A 24,343-nucleotide genomic window follows, 5' to 3' on the forward strand; every position below is an offset into this window, starting at 1 on the left:
TAAAAAAAAGGTTCCTCAAAATTACTTGAGAAACCTGTAACCAAACCAAATTATATTTAAAAAAATTATTGCTTTATTAATTCAAAATACAAATTAACATCTACATCCTTTGCAACACCCGCTCCTGTTGGATCATATTTAATATTATAATCTAAACGGTTTACTGTAAATTTTGTTTGAAAGCCTAAAATTTCTTTCCCTTGCTGATTTTTTGTTACACCACCATACGTTACCGGAATGCTGATTTCTTTTGTCACATCTTTAATGGTAAGTTTTCCTTTAAGGATGTAGGTATTATTTTTATCTTTCGTAATAGATCCGCTTTCGAATGTCATGGTCGGAAATTTCTCTGCATCGAAGAAGTCTGCACTTTTCAAATGCTTATCTCTCATTTCAACGCCTGTGTTTACCGATCCGGTTACCACATTAAAATTGAAGGTTGCCTTATCCAGATCTTTCCCTGAAGAAACCACTGTACCATCGAATTTATCAAATCTTCCTTGCACAAAACTAATCCCCATATGCTTGATATTGAAGTTAACTGAAGAATGCATAGGATCTACTTTCCAGGTTGATTGTGCAAAGCCTGCGATGCTTAAAAAAGCAAACATAAAAGCTAATAGTATCTTTTTCATTGTAATATATTTTATTTTTTACCCATCAAAGATAAAGTGATAAACCCATTCATCTCTTGACCTATGATAATTTTTTCTTTGATTTTATTTTCACATACATAAAATGAATAGCAATAACAATCAGAAAAACGACAACTGCATTCATATACAAAAGTACATTCAGAAGTTTCGCGTTTGTTTTTTCAGAAAAATAAGTGAAAGGATTAGTTCCTGATATCATCAGCATAAAAAGATAGAGTACTTCAAATAAAATAGCAATCCTAACCACCGATTGATATGTGCTTTTAAATAGGATAACCGTTACAAGTCCCACTCCGCTGCTTATTATACACCCAATAAGAACAGCCAACGAAAGCATTCCAAAATCACCGCCGGGTAAATGCAAATATCCTACGAGCCAATCTGCAAGCCATGTAGTAAGGATTGTCATTATAAAGAATATAACCACGCTTTTTATTAAAATATTTTTCATACTAGAAAATTAACCAAAAATTCAGAAGTAAAATTCAAAAAAAATTTTGAACTTCGCAGTATGGCAAAACTTAAAACAGCATATTTCTGTCAAAACTGCGGAACCCAATACTCACAATGGATGGGTCAATGCAAAAACTGCGGGCAATGGAATACATTAGTTGAAGAGGTCGTGGAAAAGGTATCCAGCAGAAGTCTTCCTTCCTCGAAAACAAAGCAACACGTCATTAATATCATTGAAGTTGAAGCAATTGAAGAACCCAGGATTAAAACACCCTCCGAGGAGCTCAACCGGGTAATGGGAGGTGGAATTGTTTTAGGTTCTGTTACTTTGATCGGAGGAGAGCCGGGAATCGGAAAATCGACATTGCTTTTACAGCTGGCATTAAAAATGAAGAAGAAAATATTTTATGTTTCAGGAGAAGAAAGCGCCTCACAGATTAAAATGAGAGCAGACCGGTTATCTGAAGTTCAAAACCCAAATTGCTTCCTTTACACCGAAACTTCACTGGAAAAAATATTACATGAAGCCAAAAAATTAGAGCCTGATTTTATCATTATCGACTCCATTCAAACTTTACAGTCCCAATTGATAGAAAGCTCACCGGGAACCGTTTCCCAAATCAGAGAATGTTCGAATGAGATCATTAAATATGCTAAAGAGAACAATACTCCAGTTTTTCTGGTAGGTCATATTACTAAAGACGGACAGATTGCCGGTCCAAAGGTTTTGGAACATATGGTAGATGTAGTTTTAAATTTCGATGGGGATAGAAATCATCTTTTCAGATTATTACGGGCTAATAAAAACCGTTTTGGCTCCACCTCGGAAATTGGAATCTATGAAATGATTTCCCAGGGTTTAAAAGAGATCAAAAATCCATCTGAAATTTTAATTACAAAAAAATTCGAGGAGCTTTCCGGAAACTCCGTAGCTGTAACGCTTGAGGGAAATCGCCCTATGTTATTGGAGATTCAGGCACTGGTAAGCACGGCTGTTTATGGAACACCTCAGAGGAGTTCTACCGGATTTGATGCTAAAAGATTGAATATGTTGCTTGCCGTATTGGAGAAGAGAGCCGGATTTCAGCTTGGTGCTAAAGACGTTTTTCTCAACATTACAGGAGGAATAAAGACAGATGACCCGGCCCTTGATCTCGCTGTAGTAGCCTCTATCCTTTCATCTAATGAAGACATTGCAATATCCGAACATTTTTGTTTTGCCGGGGAAATCGGACTTAGCGGCGAAATCAGACCTGTTGCTCAAATTGAACAACGCATCTCGGAAGCTGAAAAATTGGGATATGAAAAGATCTTTGTCTCCAACCTCAACAAAATACCTAAAAGAAAATTCGGGATTAAAATTGAGGAAGTCAGTAAAATTGAAGATTTCCATGAACGAATCTTTTAATTAAAAGACAGTCCTAAAACATCCTTATTTAAATTTACCAAGAAAACGTACTAGTTTCCAATTTATCGCCAAAATCCAGGCAGGGATTAAATAAACATCATCACTCTTTATCAATATGAATATTCGATAGAGAGTGATGATGTTATTAAAAACAATCTTCAACCGTGGTTTCTTAGATCAATTTAATAGCAACAAAGCGCTGAAATTAAATATTTCGCAGAAATTTCTATCATCCATTGAAAAAAAATCACCACATGTTGATATTTTATATATATTTGTATATCACCATACTAAATCACATAAAATGAAAACAAAATTCACTATTTTCGTGTTGTTTTGCGCCGGCATGCTATTTGGGCAAAACAAAATTTTTCAAACAGCTATTAATGAGAATAATTTAAAAAGTAACCAAAAAGTAAGCAGGGAGCTATCCTCTTCTTATTTAGTTACAAAATACTATTCCCAAGCTCCCTTTAATTTAAAATCCGATTTACAAATCAACCTCCCGACCGGTAAAGAGATCACAGCCAAATTCAGCCGTTCTTTAACGTACAGCAATAAGAGTGAATCTTATATTTACACTATTGAAAATGATCCCAAAGCCGAACTTGTACTTTCACAATATGATCGCGTGGTAACAGGAATGTACGCTTCAGGCACAGGTGAAAAAGTAATATTCCACCAAACTGATGCAAACGTTTTTGCATTATCCGAAGTGAGCGATTCGACAATCCTCAATCAGGACTCGATTGATGATTATGTAATGGACAAAAACGAAAACTTTAATAAAGCAAATTCCAACGTTTGCTTATCAACAACCCCTGTATGCTCTGCTACCAGAGTAGATGTGATGGTAGTTTTCACTACCGCAGCAAAAAACGCATGGGGCGGGCTTTCACAGAGTAATTCGTTTGTAGCAACTGCTATCACCAATTTCAATACTGCATTAACCAATTCCGGGGTTTCCAATGTCACCATTAATCTTGTATACTCAGGAGAGATCAGCTACACTGAATCCGGAAGTTTGAGTACGGATCTTCCAAGGCTCAGAAATAATAATGATGGGTATATGGATGATGTACATACACTAAGAACCACCTATGGAGCGGATCTATGCGCTTTAGTTACCTCAACACCAACTAACACTTGCGGCTTAGGCTATGTAAATACAAGTTCTACCAACTACAGCAGTAATTCAGGGTTTTGTGTAAGCCTATACAATTGTGCTGTATCCAACTACTCACTTGCCCACGAACTTGGACACAATATGGGATTAAGACATGACTGGTACGTAGACACCAGCACCACACCATGTGATCATCATCATGGATACACCAATAAAAAAGCAATAGATCTTGGAACTTCGAGCACTTCTTCTCAAAGATGGAGAACTATAATGGCTTATAATGATGAATGTTCCTCTAAAGGATTCAACTGCACCAGAATCAACAGGTGGGCAAATCCGGACATTAACTACAATAGTGATCCTACGGGGGTAGCAATAGGAAACACCAAGCCGGCTAATGAAGCTTTTGGATTTGCACGTTTCGCTTGTGTCGTTTCTAATTTTATGCCTGAAACACAATCTTTCCTCGCCACAAAGGAAGCTATTCATGAAACACAAGAGTTCTTACTATATCCTAATCCTGCTCATGATATGATTCAGATTTCAGGAAACAGAACCGGCAAGTATTCTTTTAAAGTATACAATTCTGCAGGCCAAAACGTAATATCAACTACGGAAACTACCATCCACCTCAAAGGATTAACTTCCGGAGAGTACTTCCTAAGTATTTATGATGACAAAAATTCTTTGATAGAAAGTAAAAAGTTTATTGTTAGATAATTTCTTTTAAATAGTTAGTTTATAAACCTTCAAATACCTTAACTTTATTTGAAGGTTTTATTTTTATAACCTGATATCCTATGAATTATTTAGCACATTCTTTTCTCTCTTTTACAGATCAGCAAATTGTCGGACAGTTTCTCGAAGATTTCATCAGAAACAAAGAGCGGTTCTCATTTCCAAAAGAAATTCAGGATGGGATTACCTTACACCGAGCTATCGATACCTTTACAGACTCCCATCCGGCTATTCATGAAGCTAAAAAAATATTCAGCCCTTTGGTTAGACTATATGCAGGAGCATTTGTAGATGTATCTATGGATCATTTTCTGGCTAATGACTTTACTCTTAACTCACTGCAAGGCTGGAAAAACCATTCCCTCCGGGTTTACAAGGCTCTTAATGAAAATCAAGAATGGCTTCCTGAAAATTTTAAGAGAATGTTAGTAAAGATGGAAACAGAAGATTGGCTATATAATTACAGAGAAGATTGGGGAATAAAATTCAGCATTCAAAATGTTCTTAATAAAGCACAATATCTGGAGAAAGATATTCCTGTATTCGAAGCATTTTTAAAAAATAAAGATCTTCTTCAGGAATGTTACAATAATTTTTTTCCGGATTTGCTTGAGCACACAAGAGGAATCAATACCCTATTACAAATAGACAAATAACGCTTAAAATAAAAAAGCACTTACGTGAGTAAGCGCTTAATAATCTTCTGTATTTCGCTAAAAATAATTTGATATGAAGATTATATTTTAATTAGTCAATTTTATTGCCAAAATGTTACAAACAAACATTTGTTAGTTACAAAATAAAAACATTTATCCCATTTATGCAAAGAAAAACTAATATTGAAATCCATACAAAAAAGCACTTACCATTAAGATAAGCGCTATATATATGTCGAATTTGTGTTGTTAGAATTTTTTGTGCCTGATCCTATCCGGAGTTTGTGGGAACTATTTCTCCAAATAGCAATAAAATAAAAATATAATGTTCTGTTTTACTATTTCCAATTTTTATAATTACGTTGAATCCATCGATAGCCCAATTGTGTCATTTGGAGGATTACCTATTTTCAGAATCCGGGTTAAATAATCTTTTGCTTCATCTGCATAAAAAACACCTGATGTCTTTATTGTATTAACCCCTACTTGTTCTTTAATTAAAGTACATGCGGGATAAAAATGCAAAAAAAAATTACTTTCTTTATTTTCCATATGCAATATTGTTATTTCTAACAACTAAGAATTAATACAATTTTTAAAACTTCTTTAAATCCAATGCAAAATATATAATATATATAATTTTATAAAAAATTAACATATCTAAACCCTATCAAATATAAAAAAAATTATTTAATAAACACACATAAAGATCAAATATTAAAAAATATTAATAATATTAATTAGTCACTATTAATAGATTTAACAAAATATAGAAAATCCTTAATTTGCAAATATTTAAGACCTTTAAATATCTAAAATAAATGTTAAAAAAAATAAAAATCCTTTATTTTAATATTTCTCAAATATATAAATTTAATATTTATCACGCAATGGTGTATTAATTTTCATCAAAAAAGAATATTATTAGAAAAAATACACATGTACAATTACATATACACTTGAAAGCGTATTAAATACATCATTGGAACTGTTGATACAGATATCGATTGGGATAGGATAATTTTTCACTTTTCCTTTTCCCATTCAAAATAATATGGACAATGTTGATCTGATCATCAAACAGATTATACAAAAAACTAACTGCAGCTTCAACTTTCTTAGGCATATTAACAGATTCCGTTTCCAAAAAAATATTCACAGACTCATTATCCTCTTCATATCCCAGATAATTTACCCTTAAGAACTTACCGTCGGACTTTAGTTTCAGATATTCTGCACTATAATTTTTTAAAGCGTCATCTAACTGAACCTTATAATTCGGATCATTAAAGTGGAAAGACTTGTTGTATTTTTTACCTAGGGCATTTTCCAGATCATCCAGAAAAAAACGCCCGGTAACCTCGAATGTCTTTGATTTTGTATTATAATTGATTTCAACGGAACCTACATGATAGGGATGCTTTATAATAGTAAAAGAATACAAAAAAACAAGAGGAATAAACAGTATCCACAAACCTTTCATAAAAACAGACTTAATTATTTTTCGAAATTAATCATTATTTTCGTACGTTTTACAGTACATTATATCATGCAGGACTTTTTATTCTATTTAAAACTTGGTTGGGAACATATCATTTCTTTAGATGCGCTTGATCACCAACTTTTTGTTTTAGCTTTAATTGCGGTTTATTCTTATAAGGATCTCAAGAAAATTCTAATCCTGGTGACAGCATTCACAATAGGTCATTCCATAACATTAGCATTAAGTATCCTTGATATAGTAAGAGTGCCTTCAAATTGGGTAGAGTTTTTAATTCCGCTAACAATAGTCCTTACAGCATTAGGTAATATTATTATGAAGAATAAAAAGCAGGCCCTGGACAAAACAAATTATTACCTGGCTTTATTTTTCGGACTTATTCACGGAATGGGATTTGCCAATACTGCAAGAGTGATGATTGCAAAAAGCCAGAGTATTGCGATTCCTCTTTTAGGATTTAATATTGGTTTGGAAGTAGGACAGATTGTAATTGTTTGTGCTATTTTAATCTTGCTGTTTATTGCATTAACATTATTCAAAATTAATAGAAAAGATTGGATACTCTTTATATCGTCCGGTGTTTTTGCCCTGGCATTAAAAATGACAATAGAAAGAATTCCATTTTAAGACTTATTGATTGATATTTTTTCAAGTAGTTATTGTTATATTTGAAAATTATTAAATCATTTCGGTCATGAGACTAAAAGTAACCCTACTTTCTGTATTCACATTTGCAGGTTTAGCAGCCCAAAATATTCAAAATAACCCGGGAAGTAATCACGGAAATAAGTTTGAACAATTAGGAACCATTTTACCTACTCCAAATATTTATAGAACTGCTTCCGGATCTCCGGGACATGGTTACTGGCAAAACAGAGCAGATTATAATATTTCCGCCTATCTGGACGAGGATAAAAGAAACCTGAAGGGCTCCGAAACGATTACTTATTATAACAATTCTCCTGACGACTTAGATTATATATGGTTACAATTGGACGAGAACGAGGCATCAAGTATCAACAAAGCCAATTATCCTACTTCTACAACCCTTCCTAAAACCATAAATGACCAGAAGTTAAAGATAACGGAACTTCCGGAAAAGGACAATGGTTACGGCGTTCATCTGGAAAAAGTAACCGACGAAACCGGTAATGCATTACGGTATACTGTAAACAAAACCATGATGCGTATTGATTTGCCTAAAATCCTGAAAAAAGGAGAAAAATTCACGTTAAAAATAGACTGGAATTACAATATCACCAACAGAATTAAAATGGGTGGCCGTGGTGGTTATGAAAACTTTCCTGAAGATGGAAATGATTTGTACACAATGACACAATGGTATCCAAGGATGTGTGTGTACAGTGATTTTCATGGATGGCAGAATCACCAGTTTACAGGAAGAGGAGAATTCGCCCTGGCCTTTGGAAATTTTAAAGTTTCAATGAATGTTCCTGCAGATCATGTTGTAGGAGGTACCGGAGAGTGTAAGAATTATGAACAGGTATTATCTTCAGACCAACTATCCCGATATAGAAAAGCCCAAAGCTCATCAGAGCCTGTAGAAATTGTAACGCTCGATGAAGCGAAGAAAGCAGAAAAAAACAGATCGAAACAAAGAAAAACCTGGGTTTTTGAAGCCAATAATGTAAGGGATTTCGCATGGACGTCATCCCGAAAGTTCATCTGGGATGGAATGGGCGTGGTAATACCGGAAAACAATAATAAGGTAATGGCTATGAGCTTCTATGGAAAAGAGGCTTACGGACTTTACAGAAAATTCTCTACAAAAGCTGTTGCACACACAATAAAAACTTATTCGGAATTCACTATCCCCTACCCTTATCCGGTTGCTCAGTCTGTAGAAGCGGCAAATGGTATGGAATATCCTATGATCTGTTTCAATTTTGGAAGAACTGAGAAAGATGGAACTTACTCAGAAGGAACAAAAAATGGTATGATCGGAGTAATCATCCATGAGGTGGGACATAATTTCTTCCCCATGATCATTAACTCGGATGAAAGACAGTGGACCTGGATGGACGAAGGATTGAACACCTTCACAGAATATCTTACGGAAGAAAGATGGGATAACAAGTTCCCTTCAAAACGTGGACCGGCGTGGACTATTGTGGATTACATGAAATTACCAAAAGATCAGCTGGAGCCTATTATGAGTAACTCTGAAAACATTGTTCAGTTTGGCCCTAATGCCTACTCAAAACCGGCAACTGGCCTGAATATCCTTCGTGAAACCATTATGGGCAGAGAACTTTTTGATAAGGCCTATAAAACTTATGCAAAAAGATGGGCTTTTAAACACCCGGAACCTGCCGATTTCTTCAGAACAATGGAGGATGCAAGCGGAGAAGATCTGGATTGGTTCTGGAGAGGATGGTTTTACGGGACAGATCCTGTTGACATAGCTATTGATAAGGTAACTATTGCCACTCCCGATTTAGAGGCCGTACCTGCACCTAAAGAAGTAAAGTACAAAGTCGACAAGGCTCTTGTTAATGACTTTGAAGACCTTTCCAAAATCAGAAACAGAGAAGATAAAAATATTACGTTCTATGTAGACAAGGATAAAGAAGCTCAGGATTTCTACTATCGTTACGATCGTGGCCAGGAAAAAGTGGATCAGAATAAAGAATATTCCCTTACACAGGACAATGATATGGCTCTTGATAAACAGCAAAAAGAAAAGTTCAAAAACATTCAAGCTTATCAAATTGACTTCATAAACAAAGGAGGACTGGTGATGCCAATCATTCTGGAATTTACTTTTGAAGATGGAACGAAATTATACGATAAATCTTCCGCTCAGATCTGGAGGCTCAACGAACAAAAGGCCACAAAGACTTATTATTTTGAGAAAAAATTAAAATCTATTCAGCTGGACCCAATGCGTGAAACAGCAGATATTGACACTTCAAATAATTTCTGGAGCAATGATGGTAGTACGTCTGAGACTTCCAGATTCCAGGTATTCAAACAAAAACATGAAGGGGCAGTAAGAGGCGGTGCCAATGGAAAAGTAAATCCGATGCAGGCCGCAGGAAAAAATAAAAAACCGCTTTAAAAGCGGTTTTTTATTTTCCCAAATGCTCTTTCAGTATCTTTTTATAAGTTCTTCCCAGAGGAATTTTATCTCCATTTTTAAGGTAGACGCTTTTCACATCATAAGATTCAATATGAGAAGCCAATATGATATAAGATTTATGCACTCTGATAAATCCAAAAGCCTGAAATTTTTCTTCAAAATTTGACATCCTGTCGAGGATCATATATTTTTTCAAAGAGGTTACTAAAATAATATACTCCCCAAATCCCTGTACCCAAAGAATATCTTTAAGAAAAACCTTATTCATGATATAATTGGATTTAAACATGATGAAATCTTCTTTTTCTGAGTGTTCTGCAGAATTTTTAAACTGTAAAAAATCTTTGGCTTTGTTGATGGCTTTCCTGAAGGTTTCAAAATCTACAGGCTTTACAAGATAATGCACAACATCAAGCTCAAAAGCTTTTACCGCATGTTGGGTCTCCAGGGTCATAAAAATACAGAGAGGTTTATAAGGAAGCTGTTGCAATAGCTCTACTCCATTAATACCCGGCATATTAATATCAAAAATAACAAGATCCACCACATTCTCTTTTAAATATTCCAATGCCTTCTCCGGTTCCTGAAAAGAGCTTTGGAGATCTACACCTTCTATTTGATCACAATATTGCCGGACAAGTTGCAACGCAGGATATTCATCATCCACATTAATCACGGAAAGATTAGCCATTCAGATCAATTTTTAAAGTTGTTTTGTATCTGTTATTTTCAATCATTTCTGAGGAAAGGGTATATTTTCCCGGATAGTATTTTTCCAGTATCTGGGTGATTGCTTCATTTCCCAACCCGTAATATCCGGTTTCTCCCAAAGCTTTTTTTTCCGGAACAGAGTTGATCATTTCGAAGAACAAATCACGGTCGTTAATAGCATATATAACTTTTATGAAGCTATTGGGATCCAGACCGATTCCTGAATGTTTCAAAGCATTTTCAAAGAAAGTCAAAAAAACGGAAGGTGGAATTTCAATTAATTCCAGTGTTTCCTCATTCCGGATATCAAAATCTATATTCAGTTGGTTATCATATTTCAACTGGTACAACATGGTAAGAGAATGAATCGACGAAAATTCCTGGGCCAGACTAATCCTTTCTTTTCCGCTGTCATAGATAATATATTGAAGGAGCTTACTGAGCTGCAGGATGGAATCTGAAGTTTTTCCCGATGGGATAAAACTGTTCGCATATATATTATTTAAAGTATTCAATAAGAAATGAGGATTCATCTTTGATTTTAAAAGATCAAAATAAAGCTGTTCTTTTTGTTCCCCAAGATCCACAACATTCTGCTCTATAAGGAATTTATCTTTTGTAATCCCTAAAAAGGAGGCAACAAGAATCACAATTCCCTGCGCCGTATATACATTAAAAAGAAAGTTGGTGTTGGAAAGAGTTTCACTAAAATTCATTTTAAAAATGGTAGGCTGTAGCAAAATCCTGAAAAGACTTGACATCAAAAAACAGATCAAGGCATACAGGATAAACTCCGGATATTTATTCGATAGGTAAAAGTGAGGAACCAGATAATAATACACCAGATAATAAATCCCAATATTAAAAATCATTACGGATAAAACACTCCAAATAAGCTCCGGGGTATCAAGAAAGTAATTTTCCGTAAAAAAAGTGATTAAAATAAAGACAAAAAAGAAGAAAACATGCTGAAACCTCAAAAGAAAACCCCAACGGTAGTCCATCAGTTTTTTCAGAATCTTATCACTAAATAAAACCCTGAAAAACAACAGTATAAGTATAATATTTACAATTAAAAACATTCTAAAAACGTGATTTCTTGGGTTCTCAAATATAAGATGTTTTTTAACAGAAAATGCAGTTCGCTGATAAAATAGGTCATTGATTGAAAAATTAAAAACCCGGTAAATCGAATAAATATATTTGAGAAGTAACAATATTAACCCAATATTATATGAAAATTAAGAGAAAATTAATTTTTATTTTTTTATTAGTGCTTCATCATTTTTATCAAGGTCAAAGCACTGATACCTACAATATGTGGTTCCAATATATCATGACTGCAAAGGTGTCTGACAAAAGTACTTTAACAGCCCTTACACAATACCGTTCTTTTGACCTGGCTTACGACAAAAGACTCTTCCTCGTCAATGCATATATGGATTATGAAGTAACCAAAGGAGTAAGACCTGCCGTAGGAGGTATGTTTCTCATTTTGGATTCCTACCAGACAGAAGATCAGAAAAAGACCCGCTATGAGAAAAGAGCCTTTCAACAGGTAACCCTGGACCATGATATCGGCAGATCTTCCGTTTCCAGCAGATTCCGTGTAGAAGAGCGTTTCCTGAATAATCCTGACGAATTTGTATTAAGGGTCCGGTATCTCATCTCTATGAGAATCCCTTTCAACAGAAAGGGTGAAAAAGAAAGACTGTATGGAATTCTAAAAAATGAGATAAGGATGAACATCAAAAAGGAAGACCCTTTCGACAGTAACCGTATCACCGCAGGGCTTGGAATAAAAACAGGGAAAAACTCGGCAATTGAACTGGCTTTCATTAATCAGTTATCTCCGGGCAGAACCAGTAATTACGGATACATAGGGTTCAGAAACAGTTTTGATTGGAGAAAAAAACAAAAATAACCAGACATCAATTTAAAAAATTTAATATTTAATATAATGCTATGCTAACATTTCTTGGGTTTCTGATGATCTTTATTTTCATGGTTCTCATCATGAATAAAAAAATGACACCACTTACTGCTTTGGTAATTGTTCCAGTAGTGATTGCTCTTATTGCAGGATTTGGCGATGAGCTGGGTGACATGATGAAAAATGGGGTTAAAGAAATCGCACTTACAGGCGTAATGCTGATTTTTGCAATTCTCTATTTTAGTTTAATGATCGATACCGGATTATTTCAGCCTTTAGTTAACCTTATTTTAAAAGCAGTCGGAGATAACCCAATCAAAACAACCATCGGAACAGCGATCCTTACAACATTAGTTTCTCTGGATGGAGATGGCTCTTCTACTTATATTATCGTAGTGGCAGCCATGCTTCCCCTATATAAAAAACAGGGACTGAATCCCCTGATCCTTACCTGTATCATAATGCTTGCAGGAGGTATCATGAATATCCTTCCATGGGGTGGTCCCACAGCAAGGGTTATGAGTTCCCTCAAACTGGGTCACACAGAGATTTTCGTTCCCATGATTCCGATTATGGTCCTTGGTATTTGCTGGGTGATCTTTGTGGCTTATATTTTAGGACTGAAAGAAAAAAAGCGTATTGCAAAATATGGAAAATACACAAAGTACAGCAATAGCGATATCGCAGGTGAAACGGATCCGGCCCTTCTTCGCCCTAAACTGATCTGGATTAATCTTGCCCTTACCATCGTATTGCTAACGGTAATGATTCTAGATATTGTTCCTTTGGGAATTGCCTTTATGATTGCTTTCTGCATAGCTTCTGTTATCAATTACCCTAAATTAAAAGACCAGCAGAAACTCATGTCCAAACATGCGGGAAATGCATTATCTGTGGCAGGAATGATCTTTGGAGCAGGGATTTTCACAGGGATCCTCAATGGATCGGGTATTATGCAGGCTATGGGAAATAGTATGATAGAAATTGTTCCGAAAAGCATGGCAGGCTCTTTAAATATTATTACTGCTGTCTTCAGTGTTCCCCTTACCTTTTTCCTGACTAATGATGCTTATTATTTCGGGATATTACCCATTATTGCAGCAACCGGACAACAACTGGGAATCCCACCTGATATTCTGGGAAGAGCAAGTCTTGTCGGACAGGCTTCTCATCTTCTGAGCCCATTGGTTCCGTCAACTTACCTATTGGTCTCTCTCGCCGGTGTGGAATTTTCTGATCATTTGAAATATACATTGAAATGGGCTATCGGATCTTCCATTATCATGTTATTAGGAGCTTTGCTTCTTGGGATAATATAAAATTTATATATATTTATATTGAATTGTCCGTTTATCCAGCAAAAAAAAACTCAAATGAATCTTTTCCATACAAAAAAAACATTCACCAGCCGATATTTAAAGAATCTTTCTTTGTATGTTTTCGTGGCTATTATCTGTGGTGTTTTTACAGGACAATACCTTCCCGAGATAAGCAGTAAATTAGGGATAATCAGCCAGTATTTTTTTTTGGTTCTGGAGTCTATCATCCTGCCTATTATTTTTATGGCAGTTATTTACGGGATCTGTCACCTGGCAGATATAAAAAATGCGGGGAGCATTGTATGGCAAACAATTCTCTACTTTTTTATCATCAGCTCTGTGGCTATTACCATAGGATTTATTTTTGGACTTGCCATTCAGCCCGGTTCCCATACGGGAATTCAGATCGTTAAAACAAAAGTAATTCTTCCCAGTAGGTTTGAAATCAATGACTCCTCCCTATCTTCTGTGATGTATCGCAACAGGTACGCTATTTTCCTTATAGCTTCAATCATTATCGGCATATGCATGAACCTTTCAAAAAGACGAAAGAGTTTCCTGAATATCCTTGATAAAGGACTTGTTGTTTTTTATCATATTATTAAATATTTATATATCATTCTTCCGGTTATCATTTTCTGTAACATTGCTTACGGTATTTCTGTATATGGAATTAATACCCTGCTGCCATTAAGCAAAGTTGTGGGAACCGTATACCTTGCCGATATTGCTTTTATCTTCGGAGTTTTAGGACTGGTTTCTTATATCTTTAAATTCAATTTGCTCAAATTTTTGGTAAGCATTAAAGAAGAGATCATTTTGGTTATAACCACTTCTTCTTCCAAAACAGCTTTTCCGATCATTTTTGACAAGATGGAATCTGAGGGATACAGCAAAAAAATTTTAAGATTTATTATTCCCCTGGGGTACAATTTCAACCTCGCAGGTGCCTGCATTTATATTTCTGTAGCCTGCTGTTTTCTGATTCAGTTTTATAATATTTCATTAAGCCTCAATGATTACTTATGGCTTTTTGTTATCATTTCTGTTACATCTAAAACAGCTTCCGGGGTTCCGGGATCAGGTTTTCTTGCTCTTATTTTTACTTTGAACAGGTTTGGAAAGATCCCTGCGAATGATATTGCATTGCTTTATAGTGTAGACCGTTTCATGAACGAGGCGAGGTCAGTAACCAATTTTATTGGTATTGCCGTTTCCGGAGCCATTATTTCAAAAATAAATCAGCCCGTAGAAAAAAACGCCCAATAAAAATGAAGCGTTTTTTATATTACTTGTGTTTTGTTTCTTCAAGCTGATTCTTTCAATTTCCCCAATTATTTCTTGCCCAGATCACAAGTGCCGGCAACATATCTCCCCCTGAAGCCACAGAATGAAGATCAGATCCGAAAAGTTCCCAGTCGGTTTCATTGCCATGATGAACGCCTATGGCATACATCTGTCCATTGGTGAACCAGCTATATAACGGTGATCCAGATGCACCACTTGCCTCGTCTGCATAGCTTTCTATCTGTGTACTATCCACACTATTTCCATCCGGAAGCTTTACATCATCTCCGTCATCATCATCCACAACACTGATGCTGCTCTGATAAGTAGGTCGGTTTTCTCCTTTATCATAAGGATATCCCGTCATGGTCCACACATTCATATCTTCCCAATCGTCGTTATAACTTTTTGCCCCGAAATAACCTGTTGTATCTCCGATATTATCATACAGTTTCACCACCATAATATCATTTCCCACGTCACTTTGGTAAGCCACATAGCTTTCTCCATAAGTATAAAATGAATTTCCATAAATGGATCGTCCATCGTAATATGCAGGAATCACTTTGATCATCCATGATGCATAAGGCTTTTGAGGCCTCATATGTCCGGAGGTCATTAGAATTTTTCTGCCTACCATAAATCCGGTTCCCCTGCCCTGATAATTCCATGATGAGGCACTGGTTAATTTGGTATATACTTCTACCCTGCACACACAGCATTCCGGATAGGTATTAGGATAAATATTTACCCTGTCATCATTTCCGAAAATAGTTACGTGATTGGCACTTTTCGTAACCAATCTGTTCAAACGGTTTCTCTTCACAGACTTCGTATTCGGAAAAACCACTTTAGGATGAAGTCCCAGTATATGAGTTTCCGGCACAAAAGCTTCAGCTTCGGTCACTTTTATTTTCTTAGTTTTAATTGTAGCACGAAGCTTTTCTACGGTAATGATCTCTTCGGATTTCCCGGGAATACCCCAGTCAAAAGGTGAAATCTGGTCCAGCTGGTAAAATTCCCGGTTCAGCTTTGATACTGAGATTTTTGCTGAGTCTTTTTTTCCGGTTAGTCTGAAGTTTTTGGCAGAATCCGTAATAAATAAATTGCGATCCGGTTCTTTAGTCGGAAGCGGATTCTCATACTCCAATAGCAATTCCCGGGGAACCGGTGAATCAGCCGGAGCATCCCGAAAGATTTTTTTTAATTTTTCCATTGTTTCAGTTTTTATGATATTTGGTCTCACAAAGTTGAAGGAATGCATCACCAAATACCATAGTAATATCCCTGTTTTTGCACAGTATTAACCCTGCTGCCCTTTACAGTATAATCCACTGGTTATCAAAATACAAAATACCAAAAACTATCTACAAACAACATCATTTTGATTGAATAAAAAGCTTATATTTGATCATGTCAAAAACTCCTGATTGACAATAAATGTTCAGGAACATCAGAAAAACAAAATATTAACTTATGAAAAATGCTAAATTATTAAGCAGAGATGCTCAGAAAACCATCCACGGTGGAGCTGCAAGACTTGTTTGCTGCGAACGTGATGAAAACGGAAAATGTACATTATGGATCGGACCGGGACAATATTGTCCTTAGTCTCATAAATTGATCAGTAAAGTAAGCCGGAATTTTTCCGGCTTTATTTTTTTAATCTGCCAAAATTTCACACCAAAAATAAAATTCTGCCATTTTTAACCATGAAGCATCGCCTGACAAGTACCAACCTCATTTGGCACACATTTAGAGAATTTGAAAGCAGAAATAATTAAAAAAACAGATATATTATGTCAGTAAACTTTAAACCATTAGCAGACAGAGTTTTGATCGAACCCATCGCTGCAGAAACTAAAACAGCTTCAGGTATTATTATTCCGGACACAGCAAAAGAAAAACCACAAGAAGGTACAGTAGTAGCAGTAGGTCCTGGAAAAAAAGATGAGCCTACAACTGTGAAAGTAGGTGACAAAGTTCTTTATGGAAAATATTCAGGTTCCGAATTGAAATTGGAAGGAAAAGATTACTTAATCGTAAAAGAAGGAGACTTACTGGGAATTATCGGATAAGATTCCAGATATAAGACACCAGATTTCAGATTTAAAACTGAATAAAAAATAATTTTCAAATAATGCTTGGCGTCTAACATCTGACGTCTAACATCTAATATCTAAATAAAATGGCAAAAGAAATAAAATTCGATATCGAGTCAAGAGACGCTTTAAAAAGAGGGGTTGATGCATTAGCAAATGCAGTAAAGGTAACTTTAGGACCAAAAGGTAGAAACGTAGTGATCGAAAAATCTTTCGGTGCTCCACACGTAACGAAGGATGGTGTTTCTGTAGCGAAAGAAATCGAACTTGAAGACAAGGTAGAAAATATGGGAGCTCAAATGGTAAAAGAAGTAGCTTCCAAAACTAATGATATTGCAGGAGATGGTACAACTACCGCTACTGTATTGGCACAGGCTATCGTAAGAGAAGGTCTTAAGAACGTAGCTGCAGGTGCCAACCCAATGGATCTTAAAAGAGGGATCGACAAAGCAGTAACTGCAGTTGTTGAAAACCTAAAATCCCAGTCTCAGGAAGTGGGAGATTCTACAGATAAAGTGAAGCAGGTTGCTTCTGTATCTGCCAACAACGACGAAACTATCGGTGCTTTGATCGCTGAAGCTTTCGGAAAAGTAGGTAAAGAAGGTGTAATCACTGTAGAAGAAGCTAAAGGTATCGATACAACGGTAGATGTTGTAGAAGGTATGCAGTTCGACAGAGGATACCAGTCTCCTTACTTCGTGACTAACCCTGAGAAAATGGTAGCTGAAGTAGAAAACCCATATATCCTTTTAGTAGAGAAGAAAATCTCTTCAATGAAAGAATTGCTTCCTGTTCTTGAGCCAATCGCACAAGGTGGTAAGTCTCTATTGATTATCTCTGAGGAAGTGGAAGGCGAAGCTTTAGCAACTTTAGTGGTAAACAAACTAAGAGGTTCTCTTAAAATTGCTGCTGTAAAAGCTCCTGGATTCGGAGACAGAAGAAAAGCAATGTTAGAAGATATCGCGATCCTTACAGGTGGTCAGGTAATTTCTGAGGAGCAAGGTTTCACTATGGAAAACATCTCTCTAGATATGTTGGGAACTGCTGAGAAAGTAACAATCGATAAAGACAACACAACAATCGTAAACGGTGGTGGTGACGAAGCGAAAATTAAAGGAAGAGTAGCTCAGATCAAAGCTCAGATGGAAACTACAACTTCTGACTACGACAGAGAGAAACTTCAGGAAAGATTAGCTAAGTTAGCTGGTGGTGTTGCAGTTCTTTACGTAGGAGCAGCTTCTGAAGTGGAAATGAAAGAGAAAAAAGACAGAGTTGATGATGCACTTCACGCTACAAGAGCAGCTGTTGAAGAAGGTATCGTAGCTGGTGGTGGTGTTGCTTTAGTAAGAGCCATCTCCGCTTTAGAAAACCTTTCAGGAATCAACGCTGACGAAACTACAGGGATCAAAATCGTAAAAAGAGCGATCGAAGAGCCATTAAGACAAATCGTTGCCAACGCAGGGGGTGAAGGTTCTGTAATCGTTGCTAAAGTAGCAGAAGGTTCCGGAGACTTCGGATACAATGCTAAAACTGACGAGTATGTAAACATGCTTGAAGCAGGAATCATCGACCCTACGAAAGTAACAAGAGTTGCCCTTGAAAATGCAGCTTCTGTATCTGGAATGCTTTTAACAACTGAGTGTGTAATCACTGAAGTGAAAAAAGACGAACCTGCTATGCCAATGGGAGGTGGAATGCCAGGAATGATGTAACAACGTGTCGTTGAGACAATTTAATATACTAACCGTTCTACTTTGTAGGGCGGTTTTTTTATACAGAAAATCCAAGGAACTTCTCATTGAAATTTTATTTGCAATTGTATACATGGTATATGGATGTAATATGTAAATTTGGATCTTAGTGGCAATCCGATGAACCAATGACAGACAAAACTTAATAATGAATTGAATGATAAAAAAAATAGTAATCTTGGTAATAATCTGGTTAGTTTTTGTTTTTGTCGACTACTTTTATCTTCCCTATTTTATTCAACCCTTTTCTTGGTTTTTAGTATGTATAATCTTGCTAATTTTAACAGTAAGACAAATAATAAAATTAATTAGGGAAAGAAAGTACATAAAGACAAATAGAATAGTAAATCTTTCAGTAACATTAATTTTATTAGTTCTAACGTCTTACAATTTCAACAAAATCCCAAACTCCATTATTGAAAAAATTGACTGGCGTATTTCATATAATAAGCGCAATCAAATAGTAAAAGAAGTTTTGACAGAAAAATTGAAACCAAATACAAAAACGAATAATGGTATCTATAAACTTTCATTTGACTTCCCGATTATTTCAAATGGAGGAAATGATATTTGGATTTATCAGAATAAAACTGAAGGCACAAAAACTATCAAATTTTGGATTTCTCGTGGCTTTTTCGAATCACCACAAACTTATTTTATATTCACAAATGATAAGGAGACACAAAAGCAATATGAAGAACTAATAAAAGTAAAACCAGAATATAATTGGAAATTAGAAAAAAACTGGTACCGGATAATGGAAAGGGATTAAAATTTCTTTCTTACAGATAAAATTATATTGGACAATTTATATACATCGTTCTACTTTGTAGAACGGTTTTTTGTTTCTCGAAAATAACATTGTTAGTATAATTAAACGTACATAATATTTCTGTAATTCGTAGATTTGGACCATCTACAATATCATGAAAAAAATATTCCTCATAAGCATTATTCTATTTTTAGCACAATTACAGGTATTTGCCCAAAATAAATTACCCAAAAACTTAAAACAAGTTGTAATGTATTTAGATAAAGACTGCCCGGATAGTATTAAAATACAAATTAAAAATACTCATCAAGACAGTTTAATTTATACTGTTTATCCATTTGCAAAAACAAAACCGTATAAAAACTATGAAACAATTTTTAATTGGACAAGTGAAAATGGTAATCCAAAAATCACTAAATATTTAGATAAAAAAGGAATTTTTGATCATCACTCTCAAGTCTTGCTATATAGTTTTAAGCAATATCTTGTAAATGGTAAAATCAAAGAAAAAGATATTCTTAACAAGTATATTAAACTTCAAAAACAACTAGATGATAAAAACAAGATAAAATATATTACAGACACCATTGACAAAGTTTACATTCCCAAAGACTTGGAGGATTGCTTTGCTCAGATCAATACATTTTGGAATGATAGTATAAAAGCAAAAGTTAAAACCTTGGAAGAAAAAGAGTTTACCGGTAAAGTTCATTTAGGATTTGGAATGTGGATGAGGAATAACTGGCAGCTTTGGGGAGGCTCAAGACTATCAAAATATTTTAATGATTTAAATATTTATCATCCGGATAATATGTCGGGAATTATTTTGGTAAGTTATCACAGACATTTAAACAATAGAGAGATTAGGCTCGAAGAGCAGGTAAAATACTATCAGGATTATTGGGAGAATGCTAAAAAGACCGAATTGAAAGGAAAAACAGAAAGCTTTTCAAAATATAAAATTGGTGATACAATTAAGTTCAACTATCAAAAAGGATTTGTGAGTAAGGAACAGGAAGATAAATATGATAATGATATTTGTATTGCAACAGGAATAATTACCGAACGTAATGAAAAGGACTTTCTCATTAAAGTAAAAATCATTGAAACTTGCGACAAAAAAGGAATCATCTATTATGACAATGATGGAGATATGATATATGATCCAAAAACCAAAAGGTCAAGCAGACCTTCAAAAAGAATTATTAAAAAAATTAAACGTAATAAAGAACAATGGTTTGACTATAAAAGTTGGGAACCCTTTGAATAATAAAAGCACCATAAATAATAAGTCTTTGCATTCATTTTCTCTATAGAAGAGTATGTTCACATTCTTGAAGCAAGGATCATTGACCCAACTAAAGTAACGAGAGTTGTCCTTGAAAAAGCAGCTTCTCCCGCAACTTTACTTATATTTGTTTCGAAACCACATTAAATATACATAACCTGAAGATTAATGGAATGAGAAAAATATTTTGGGTGTTAATTGTTGTTCTTTTTACGGTGAGCTGCTCCAAAAGTAAAAAACAAGAAGAAACAGAACTAAACAAAATAGTGAGTGCTGTTTTGAAATACGAATCCAATCGTAATCCTTCAAAAGAGAATCCCTATTTAGTTGATCCTAAATTGCTACAATTAAAAATCTACACTCCCAGTCCAAAAGAAATGCTGGGAGAAGAGCCGGGACCGCCACCGTTTTTTAATAAAAGTGTTGTTCACTTACTTGATTTAAAAAATAGTAAATCAGGAGAAAGAAAATCTGATTCGCTGCATTTATTAATACAAAATAAATATATCCTGGATTCTTTGAAGATTGATGATAAAATAAATTCCAATATAAGGCTTGCTCATAAGGAAGAGGTTGATCATCCTATAAAACTGTATCAATTCTCAAATCCGTTATATTTCAATGATAGATTTGCTTACATAGAATATAAGTATCATGACACTTCTTTTGTAATTGGTTTTGGTTATCTGCTGGAAAAGCAAAAAGATGGAAGCTGGGAAGTAAAAAGGGTAACTAATACTTTTATGACGTAAAAGGCTGCAACCATCCCGAAAACAACTCTGCCATTCTAATACATTTACTCTTACCCCAGACTTATGAAATTCAAATTTTTAGTTCTATTTCTAATCATATCTATAAAAATTTTTGCAACTGGCCAGCAGTCTAATTTTATCACAATAGACGGAAAAAACCATAAATTACTGAATGATCCTTTAGAAGGATATTTTGTGAAACATCCAGAAGATCATCCTGTTTATGGAGAAAAGTTTGTAAGAAAGAATGAAAACGGAGATGAAACATTTTTAATGACTACCTCAAACCATCGTGGGTATATTGCCTATTTTGAAATAATAGATAATGAGTTATTCCTGATTGATCTTACAATAGCAGATCCGGACAGTGATTCAGAAACACAAATTTCTGTATTCAATAAAATCTTTCCTGATAAAAAAACTAAATTGAATTATTCAGGAATTCTTACCGTACCGAATGGAGATTTTATTGATTCTGATAATTTTGGTTTTTCAAGCTACTATTCAAGTTATCTGATTCTTACTTTAAGTAATGATATTTTAATCAAAAGCAAAGAGTTACAAAAAGAGGATTACATAAAGTTTAAAATAAATCAGTTCAAAGCATTTCAAAAAACCGAGGAATATAGAATTGAATATAAAAACTATCTCAAGCGTCACAAAGAAGACAAAGAATGGGATCTATCCCATGAAAACACAAAAGAATTATCAAAAGAGGAAATTAGACAAATAAGGAAACAGTATGCAAAAGAACCTTCAAAAGATGAGATTGATGGTTTCTTATTTATGATGTCGAATTTGGAAAAAATATATGTTGATTATTAATTAACTTCATAGCATGAAAACAAAATTATTACTTCTTTCATTTTTTGGCTCATTGCTAACGCATGCACAAATGCTCAATTTTAAAAATCTCAGGAATATGTCCATTGGCAGAGGTGCTATAACCAGTGTAATCGTGAATGATAATATTTATGTAAGCAATGGGTATCAGGAAAAAGCAAGCGATGCCAAGTATATTGAGAAATACAATATTACCGATAACAAATGGAGTGTTTTCAATTCTACCCTACTTCCTAAAAGATTTGCTAATTCAGAAACTTACAATAATAAAATTTATATTTTTAACGGTTGGGGAAATAGCCATCTTGAAATTGTAGATCTTGACACCAATACCATCACGAAGGGTGCGACCAATCGTTCCTATACAGGAAATTCAGGTTCTGCAATCTATAATGGCAAAATATATGTGTTTGGTGGCAGCGGATTAAACGGAGCCGCAACCACTGTATTTTCTAATAAATTCCAGTATTATGATATTGCTTCAAACACCTGGAATTCATTACCCAATATGCCTACGGCCAGGGAAACAAAGGGGAAAATTGTTAATGATAAGCTGTATGTAATTGGCGGTTTTAATGGCACTCCATCCCGCCTGATCAATGTTTACGATCTCAAGACTAACCGTTGGATCGATCAATATACGATGCCTGTTGGTATATCCGGACATTCACTAGCTGTATCCGGCAATAAAATTTTTATTGTTGGGGGCTATAATTATCAAAATTTCATTGCCTATTTTGACACGACAACCAATAAAATCCATCGGTTATCCTCCAATATGATTCCGAGAAGACATGCTACAGCGGAAGTATATAATAATAAATTATATATAATCGGTGGAAGTACAACGTCTCTAACCAGTTCAGCTATTAAAAGCATACAAGTGGCAGATATTAGTGAAAATATACTTTCTGGAGATACACCTGCGGAAGATCAGGCATTGAAAACAAAAGCCTATGTCAATTCTTATAGAGACGGCTTTATAATCAGTAATAAAAATAATAGCAATCAATTTGAATACTCCATTTTCTCAATAGATGGAAAATTAATCTCTAAAGGTTTTACCAACTATAATCAAAATATAGATTTATCAAAGTTCCGAAAGGGAAATTATATTTTCCGTTTTAAAAATGAAAAAGGGGAGTTAGAAAGCATTAAAATTGTGAGATAATGGATCTTTGCTGAAAACCTCTCGATTTGAAAATGCCATTAAAATAGTAAATAGAGAAATTTATTCTGAACATTAATAGTGCAAACAATTAAAAAAACAATTAAGAGCATTGTATTAGGTTTCTTTACTACAACAGTTGAATTAAAGGATTATAATACATTTAACTATGAGTTTTCCGGAGATTTGCAGCACACTGAACTTACCGGCGTTTATGAGGTAAAAGGAAACGATCTTTATTTAAGATTCAATAAGAATAAAGGAGAGGTAGAATCCGAAATTGATTCATTAGCAATAACAGATATATTGTCGGGTAATTATCATAATTATGATTTAAAAACTGATAACAATATTAATTATCATTTAAAATATAAAATTAAAGGAAACAAATTGTTTTCTTATAGGATTAATAATACAGGACTCGTTAAAAAAGCAAAAGTATATGGTACCCAAAAGAAATTTTTGTTTTTTGGTACCAGGTGGAAAAATAAAAGAAGCTATCTTAAAAAATTTAATTAATTGAATTCCTGGCTATTCATACTTTATCACTATGAAATATTTTACAATTATTTTAATGCTCGTATTAGCAAGTTGCAATAAAACAACGACTCAGCCTATTGTTGATTATAGTACCAATCATGCAGAAAATGAGCGCATGCTTTCGTTTTTGAAGGAACTTAAAAGGCAAAATAAACACACCTTAGTGCTTATAAATCAAAAAGAATCTGATCTCAAAAGGCTGACAGATCTTATTCAGAGGGATAAGATAAACAACG

The 24,343-nt window shown here is 34.6% G+C and carries 24 protein-coding genes; 17 read left to right on the forward strand and 7 right to left on the reverse strand.

The window, feature by feature from the left end; all coding sequences use genetic code 11:
• Positions 1-65: 65 nt before the first annotated feature.
• Positions 66-635, reverse strand: a complete 570-nt coding sequence (locus AC0INN_RS16760; protein WP_273649469.1) for a YceI family protein — start codon at positions 633-635, stop codon at positions 66-68.
• A gap of 61 nt (positions 636-696) precedes the next feature.
• Positions 697-1,107 carry a hypothetical protein gene (locus tag AC0INN_RS16765; RefSeq protein WP_273649470.1) on the reverse strand — a complete coding sequence of 137 codons (411 nt, stop codon included), beginning with the start codon at positions 1,105-1,107 and terminating at the stop codon, positions 697-699.
• Positions 1,108-1,167: 60 nt separating this feature from the next.
• Here AC0INN_RS16765 and radA point away from each other — a divergent pair, with 60 nt between their 5' ends.
• The 3 genes from radA (at position 1,168) to AC0INN_RS16780 (ending at position 5,037) form a co-directional block, all read left to right on the forward strand.
• Positions 1,168-2,517, forward strand: a complete 1,350-nt coding sequence (gene radA, locus AC0INN_RS16770; RefSeq protein ID WP_172280513.1) for a DNA repair protein RadA — start codon at positions 1,168-1,170, stop codon at positions 2,515-2,517.
• Positions 2,518-2,821: 304 nt separating this feature from the next.
• Positions 2,822-4,363, forward strand: coding sequence for a M12 family metallo-peptidase (locus tag AC0INN_RS16775; RefSeq protein WP_306614156.1), 1,542 nt, complete (start codon positions 2,822-2,824; stop codon positions 4,361-4,363).
• Positions 4,364-4,443: 80 nt separating this feature from the next.
• Positions 4,444-5,037, forward strand: a complete 594-nt coding sequence (locus AC0INN_RS16780; protein WP_273649472.1) for an acyl carrier protein phosphodiesterase — start codon at positions 4,444-4,446, stop codon at positions 5,035-5,037.
• 357 nt (positions 5,038-5,394) lie between these two features.
• On the opposite strand, the gene AC0INN_RS16785 is transcribed toward AC0INN_RS16780, so the two are convergent.
• Both AC0INN_RS16785 and AC0INN_RS16790 read right to left on the reverse strand, forming a co-directional pair.
• Positions 5,395-5,589 (reverse strand): hypothetical protein, encoded by a 195-nt coding sequence (locus AC0INN_RS16785; RefSeq protein ID WP_273649473.1) that lies wholly within the window; start codon positions 5,587-5,589, stop codon positions 5,395-5,397.
• 427 nt (positions 5,590-6,016) lie between these two features.
• Positions 6,017-6,520 carry a DUF6702 family protein gene (locus AC0INN_RS16790; RefSeq protein WP_306614157.1) on the reverse strand — a complete coding sequence of 168 codons (504 nt, stop codon included), beginning with the start codon at positions 6,518-6,520 and terminating at the stop codon, positions 6,017-6,019.
• Positions 6,521-6,586: 66 nt separating this feature from the next.
• Between AC0INN_RS16790 and AC0INN_RS16795 the strand changes: the two genes are divergently transcribed.
• Positions 6,587-7,165 (forward strand): HupE/UreJ family protein, encoded by a 579-nt coding sequence (locus AC0INN_RS16795; protein ID WP_172280522.1) that lies wholly within the window; start codon positions 6,587-6,589, stop codon positions 7,163-7,165.
• Between the two features lie 67 nt (positions 7,166-7,232).
• Complete coding sequence (locus AC0INN_RS16800) at positions 7,233-9,620, forward strand: M1 family metallopeptidase (RefSeq protein WP_306614159.1); 2,388 nt, start codon at positions 7,233-7,235, stop codon at positions 9,618-9,620.
• Positions 9,621-9,630: 10 nt separating this feature from the next.
• Here the strand turns inward: AC0INN_RS16800 and AC0INN_RS16805 are convergent, their stop codons facing one another.
• Complete coding sequence (locus AC0INN_RS16805; RefSeq protein WP_273649476.1) at positions 9,631-10,332, reverse strand: LytR/AlgR family response regulator transcription factor; 702 nt, start codon at positions 10,330-10,332, stop codon at positions 9,631-9,633.
• A complete protein-coding gene (locus AC0INN_RS16810; protein ID WP_273649477.1) occupies positions 10,325-11,356 on the reverse strand; it encodes a sensor histidine kinase in 1,032 nt (343 codons plus the stop codon). The genes AC0INN_RS16805 and AC0INN_RS16810 overlap by 8 nt, the downstream gene beginning before the upstream one ends.
• Positions 11,357-11,586: 230 nt before the next feature.
• Between AC0INN_RS16810 and AC0INN_RS16815 the strand changes: the two genes are divergently transcribed.
• From AC0INN_RS16815 to AC0INN_RS16825, 3 genes are read left to right on the forward strand one after another with little or no spacing between them, the layout of a single operon-like run.
• Positions 11,587-12,276: a DUF2490 domain-containing protein gene (locus AC0INN_RS16815; RefSeq protein WP_273649479.1), complete on the forward strand. Its 690-nt coding sequence runs from the start codon at positions 11,587-11,589 to the stop codon at positions 12,274-12,276.
• Positions 12,277-12,317: 41 nt separating this feature from the next.
• A complete protein-coding gene (locus AC0INN_RS16820) occupies positions 12,318-13,604 on the forward strand; it encodes a CitMHS family transporter (protein ID WP_172280530.1) in 1,287 nt (428 codons plus the stop codon).
• 54 nt (positions 13,605-13,658) lie between these two features.
• Positions 13,659-14,873, forward strand: a complete 1,215-nt coding sequence (locus AC0INN_RS16825; protein ID WP_306614163.1) for a cation:dicarboxylate symporter family transporter — start codon at positions 13,659-13,661, stop codon at positions 14,871-14,873.
• A gap of 52 nt (positions 14,874-14,925) precedes the next feature.
• Here AC0INN_RS16825 and AC0INN_RS16830 read toward each other — a convergent pair whose 3' ends face one another.
• Positions 14,926-16,107: a trypsin-like serine peptidase gene (locus AC0INN_RS16830; protein ID WP_273649483.1), complete on the reverse strand. Its 1,182-nt coding sequence runs from the start codon at positions 16,105-16,107 to the stop codon at positions 14,926-14,928.
• A 260-nt stretch (positions 16,108-16,367) separates the two neighbouring features.
• Here AC0INN_RS16830 and AC0INN_RS16835 point away from each other — a divergent pair, with 260 nt between their 5' ends.
• From AC0INN_RS16835 to AC0INN_RS16875, 9 genes are all read left to right on the forward strand, one after another.
• Entirely contained in the window at positions 16,368-16,502 is a 135-nt protein-coding gene (locus AC0INN_RS16835; protein WP_262888827.1) for a hypothetical protein, read from the forward strand.
• A 188-nt stretch (positions 16,503-16,690) separates the two neighbouring features.
• Positions 16,691-16,969, forward strand: coding sequence for a co-chaperone GroES (locus AC0INN_RS16840; RefSeq protein ID WP_029295711.1), 279 nt, complete (start codon positions 16,691-16,693; stop codon positions 16,967-16,969).
• Between the two features lie 110 nt (positions 16,970-17,079).
• Entirely contained in the window at positions 17,080-18,705 is a 1,626-nt protein-coding gene (gene groL, locus AC0INN_RS16845; RefSeq protein WP_172280536.1) for a chaperonin GroEL, read from the forward strand.
• Positions 18,706-18,901: 196 nt separating this feature from the next.
• Positions 18,902-19,516: a hypothetical protein gene (locus AC0INN_RS16850; RefSeq protein ID WP_273649484.1), complete on the forward strand. Its 615-nt coding sequence runs from the start codon at positions 18,902-18,904 to the stop codon at positions 19,514-19,516.
• A gap of 154 nt (positions 19,517-19,670) precedes the next feature.
• Positions 19,671-20,786, forward strand: a complete 1,116-nt coding sequence (locus AC0INN_RS16855) for a DUF6794 domain-containing protein (RefSeq protein WP_273649486.1) — start codon at positions 19,671-19,673, stop codon at positions 20,784-20,786.
• A 191-nt stretch (positions 20,787-20,977) separates the two neighbouring features.
• A complete protein-coding gene (locus AC0INN_RS16860; RefSeq protein ID WP_273649488.1) occupies positions 20,978-21,556 on the forward strand; it encodes a hypothetical protein in 579 nt (192 codons plus the stop codon).
• A gap of 63 nt (positions 21,557-21,619) precedes the next feature.
• Positions 21,620-22,381, forward strand: coding sequence for a hypothetical protein (locus AC0INN_RS16865; protein ID WP_273649490.1), 762 nt, complete (start codon positions 21,620-21,622; stop codon positions 22,379-22,381).
• 13 nt (positions 22,382-22,394) lie between these two features.
• On the forward strand, positions 22,395-23,570 hold the full coding sequence (locus AC0INN_RS16870) for a T9SS C-terminal target domain-containing protein (RefSeq protein WP_306614169.1): 1,176 nt from the start codon (positions 22,395-22,397) through the stop codon (positions 23,568-23,570).
• Between the two features lie 78 nt (positions 23,571-23,648).
• Complete coding sequence (locus tag AC0INN_RS16875) at positions 23,649-24,086, forward strand: hypothetical protein (RefSeq protein ID WP_306614171.1); 438 nt, start codon at positions 23,649-23,651, stop codon at positions 24,084-24,086.
• Positions 24,087-24,343: the final 257 nt, after the last annotated feature.

The sequence above is a fragment of the Chryseobacterium subflavum genome, from assembly GCF_055762745.1.

Excerpts from the sequence above, each read along its gene's own strand:
- AC0INN_RS16760 (WP_273649469.1), bottom strand. The coding sequence starts at position 635 with ATGAAAAAGATACTATTAGCTTTTATGTTTGCTTTTTTAAGCATCGCA.
- AC0INN_RS16765 (WP_273649470.1), bottom strand. The coding sequence starts at position 1,107 with ATGAAAAATATTTTAATAAAAAGCGTGGTTATATTCTTTATAATGACA.
- radA (WP_172280513.1), top strand. The coding sequence starts at position 1,168 with ATGGCAAAACTTAAAACAGCATATTTCTGTCAAAACTGCGGAACCCAA.
- AC0INN_RS16775 (WP_306614156.1), top strand. The coding sequence starts at position 2,822 with ATGAAAACAAAATTCACTATTTTCGTGTTGTTTTGCGCCGGCATGCTA.
- AC0INN_RS16780 (WP_273649472.1), top strand. The coding sequence starts at position 4,444 with ATGAATTATTTAGCACATTCTTTTCTCTCTTTTACAGATCAGCAAATT.
- AC0INN_RS16785 (WP_273649473.1), bottom strand. The coding sequence starts at position 5,589 with ATGGAAAATAAAGAAAGTAATTTTTTTTTGCATTTTTATCCCGCATGT.
- AC0INN_RS16790 (WP_306614157.1), bottom strand. The coding sequence starts at position 6,520 with ATGAAAGGTTTGTGGATACTGTTTATTCCTCTTGTTTTTTTGTATTCT.
- AC0INN_RS16795 (WP_172280522.1), top strand. The coding sequence starts at position 6,587 with ATGCAGGACTTTTTATTCTATTTAAAACTTGGTTGGGAACATATCATT.
- AC0INN_RS16800 (WP_306614159.1), top strand. The coding sequence starts at position 7,233 with ATGAGACTAAAAGTAACCCTACTTTCTGTATTCACATTTGCAGGTTTA.
- AC0INN_RS16805 (WP_273649476.1), bottom strand. The coding sequence starts at position 10,332 with ATGGCTAATCTTTCCGTGATTAATGTGGATGATGAATATCCTGCGTTG.
- AC0INN_RS16810 (WP_273649477.1), bottom strand. The coding sequence starts at position 11,356 with ATGGACTACCGTTGGGGTTTTCTTTTGAGGTTTCAGCATGTTTTCTTC.
- AC0INN_RS16815 (WP_273649479.1), top strand. The coding sequence starts at position 11,587 with ATGAAAATTAAGAGAAAATTAATTTTTATTTTTTTATTAGTGCTTCAT.
- AC0INN_RS16820 (WP_172280530.1), top strand. The coding sequence starts at position 12,318 with ATGCTAACATTTCTTGGGTTTCTGATGATCTTTATTTTCATGGTTCTC.
- AC0INN_RS16825 (WP_306614163.1), top strand. The coding sequence starts at position 13,659 with ATGAATCTTTTCCATACAAAAAAAACATTCACCAGCCGATATTTAAAG.
- AC0INN_RS16830 (WP_273649483.1), bottom strand. The coding sequence starts at position 16,107 with ATGGAAAAATTAAAAAAAATCTTTCGGGATGCTCCGGCTGATTCACCG.
- AC0INN_RS16835 (WP_262888827.1), top strand. The coding sequence starts at position 16,368 with ATGAAAAATGCTAAATTATTAAGCAGAGATGCTCAGAAAACCATCCAC.
- AC0INN_RS16840 (WP_029295711.1), top strand. The coding sequence starts at position 16,691 with ATGTCAGTAAACTTTAAACCATTAGCAGACAGAGTTTTGATCGAACCC.
- groL (WP_172280536.1), top strand. The coding sequence starts at position 17,080 with ATGGCAAAAGAAATAAAATTCGATATCGAGTCAAGAGACGCTTTAAAA.
- AC0INN_RS16850 (WP_273649484.1), top strand. The coding sequence starts at position 18,902 with ATGATAAAAAAAATAGTAATCTTGGTAATAATCTGGTTAGTTTTTGTT.
- AC0INN_RS16855 (WP_273649486.1), top strand. The coding sequence starts at position 19,671 with ATGAAAAAAATATTCCTCATAAGCATTATTCTATTTTTAGCACAATTA.
- AC0INN_RS16860 (WP_273649488.1), top strand. The coding sequence starts at position 20,978 with ATGAGAAAAATATTTTGGGTGTTAATTGTTGTTCTTTTTACGGTGAGC.
- AC0INN_RS16865 (WP_273649490.1), top strand. The coding sequence starts at position 21,620 with ATGAAATTCAAATTTTTAGTTCTATTTCTAATCATATCTATAAAAATT.
- AC0INN_RS16870 (WP_306614169.1), top strand. The coding sequence starts at position 22,395 with ATGAAAACAAAATTATTACTTCTTTCATTTTTTGGCTCATTGCTAACG.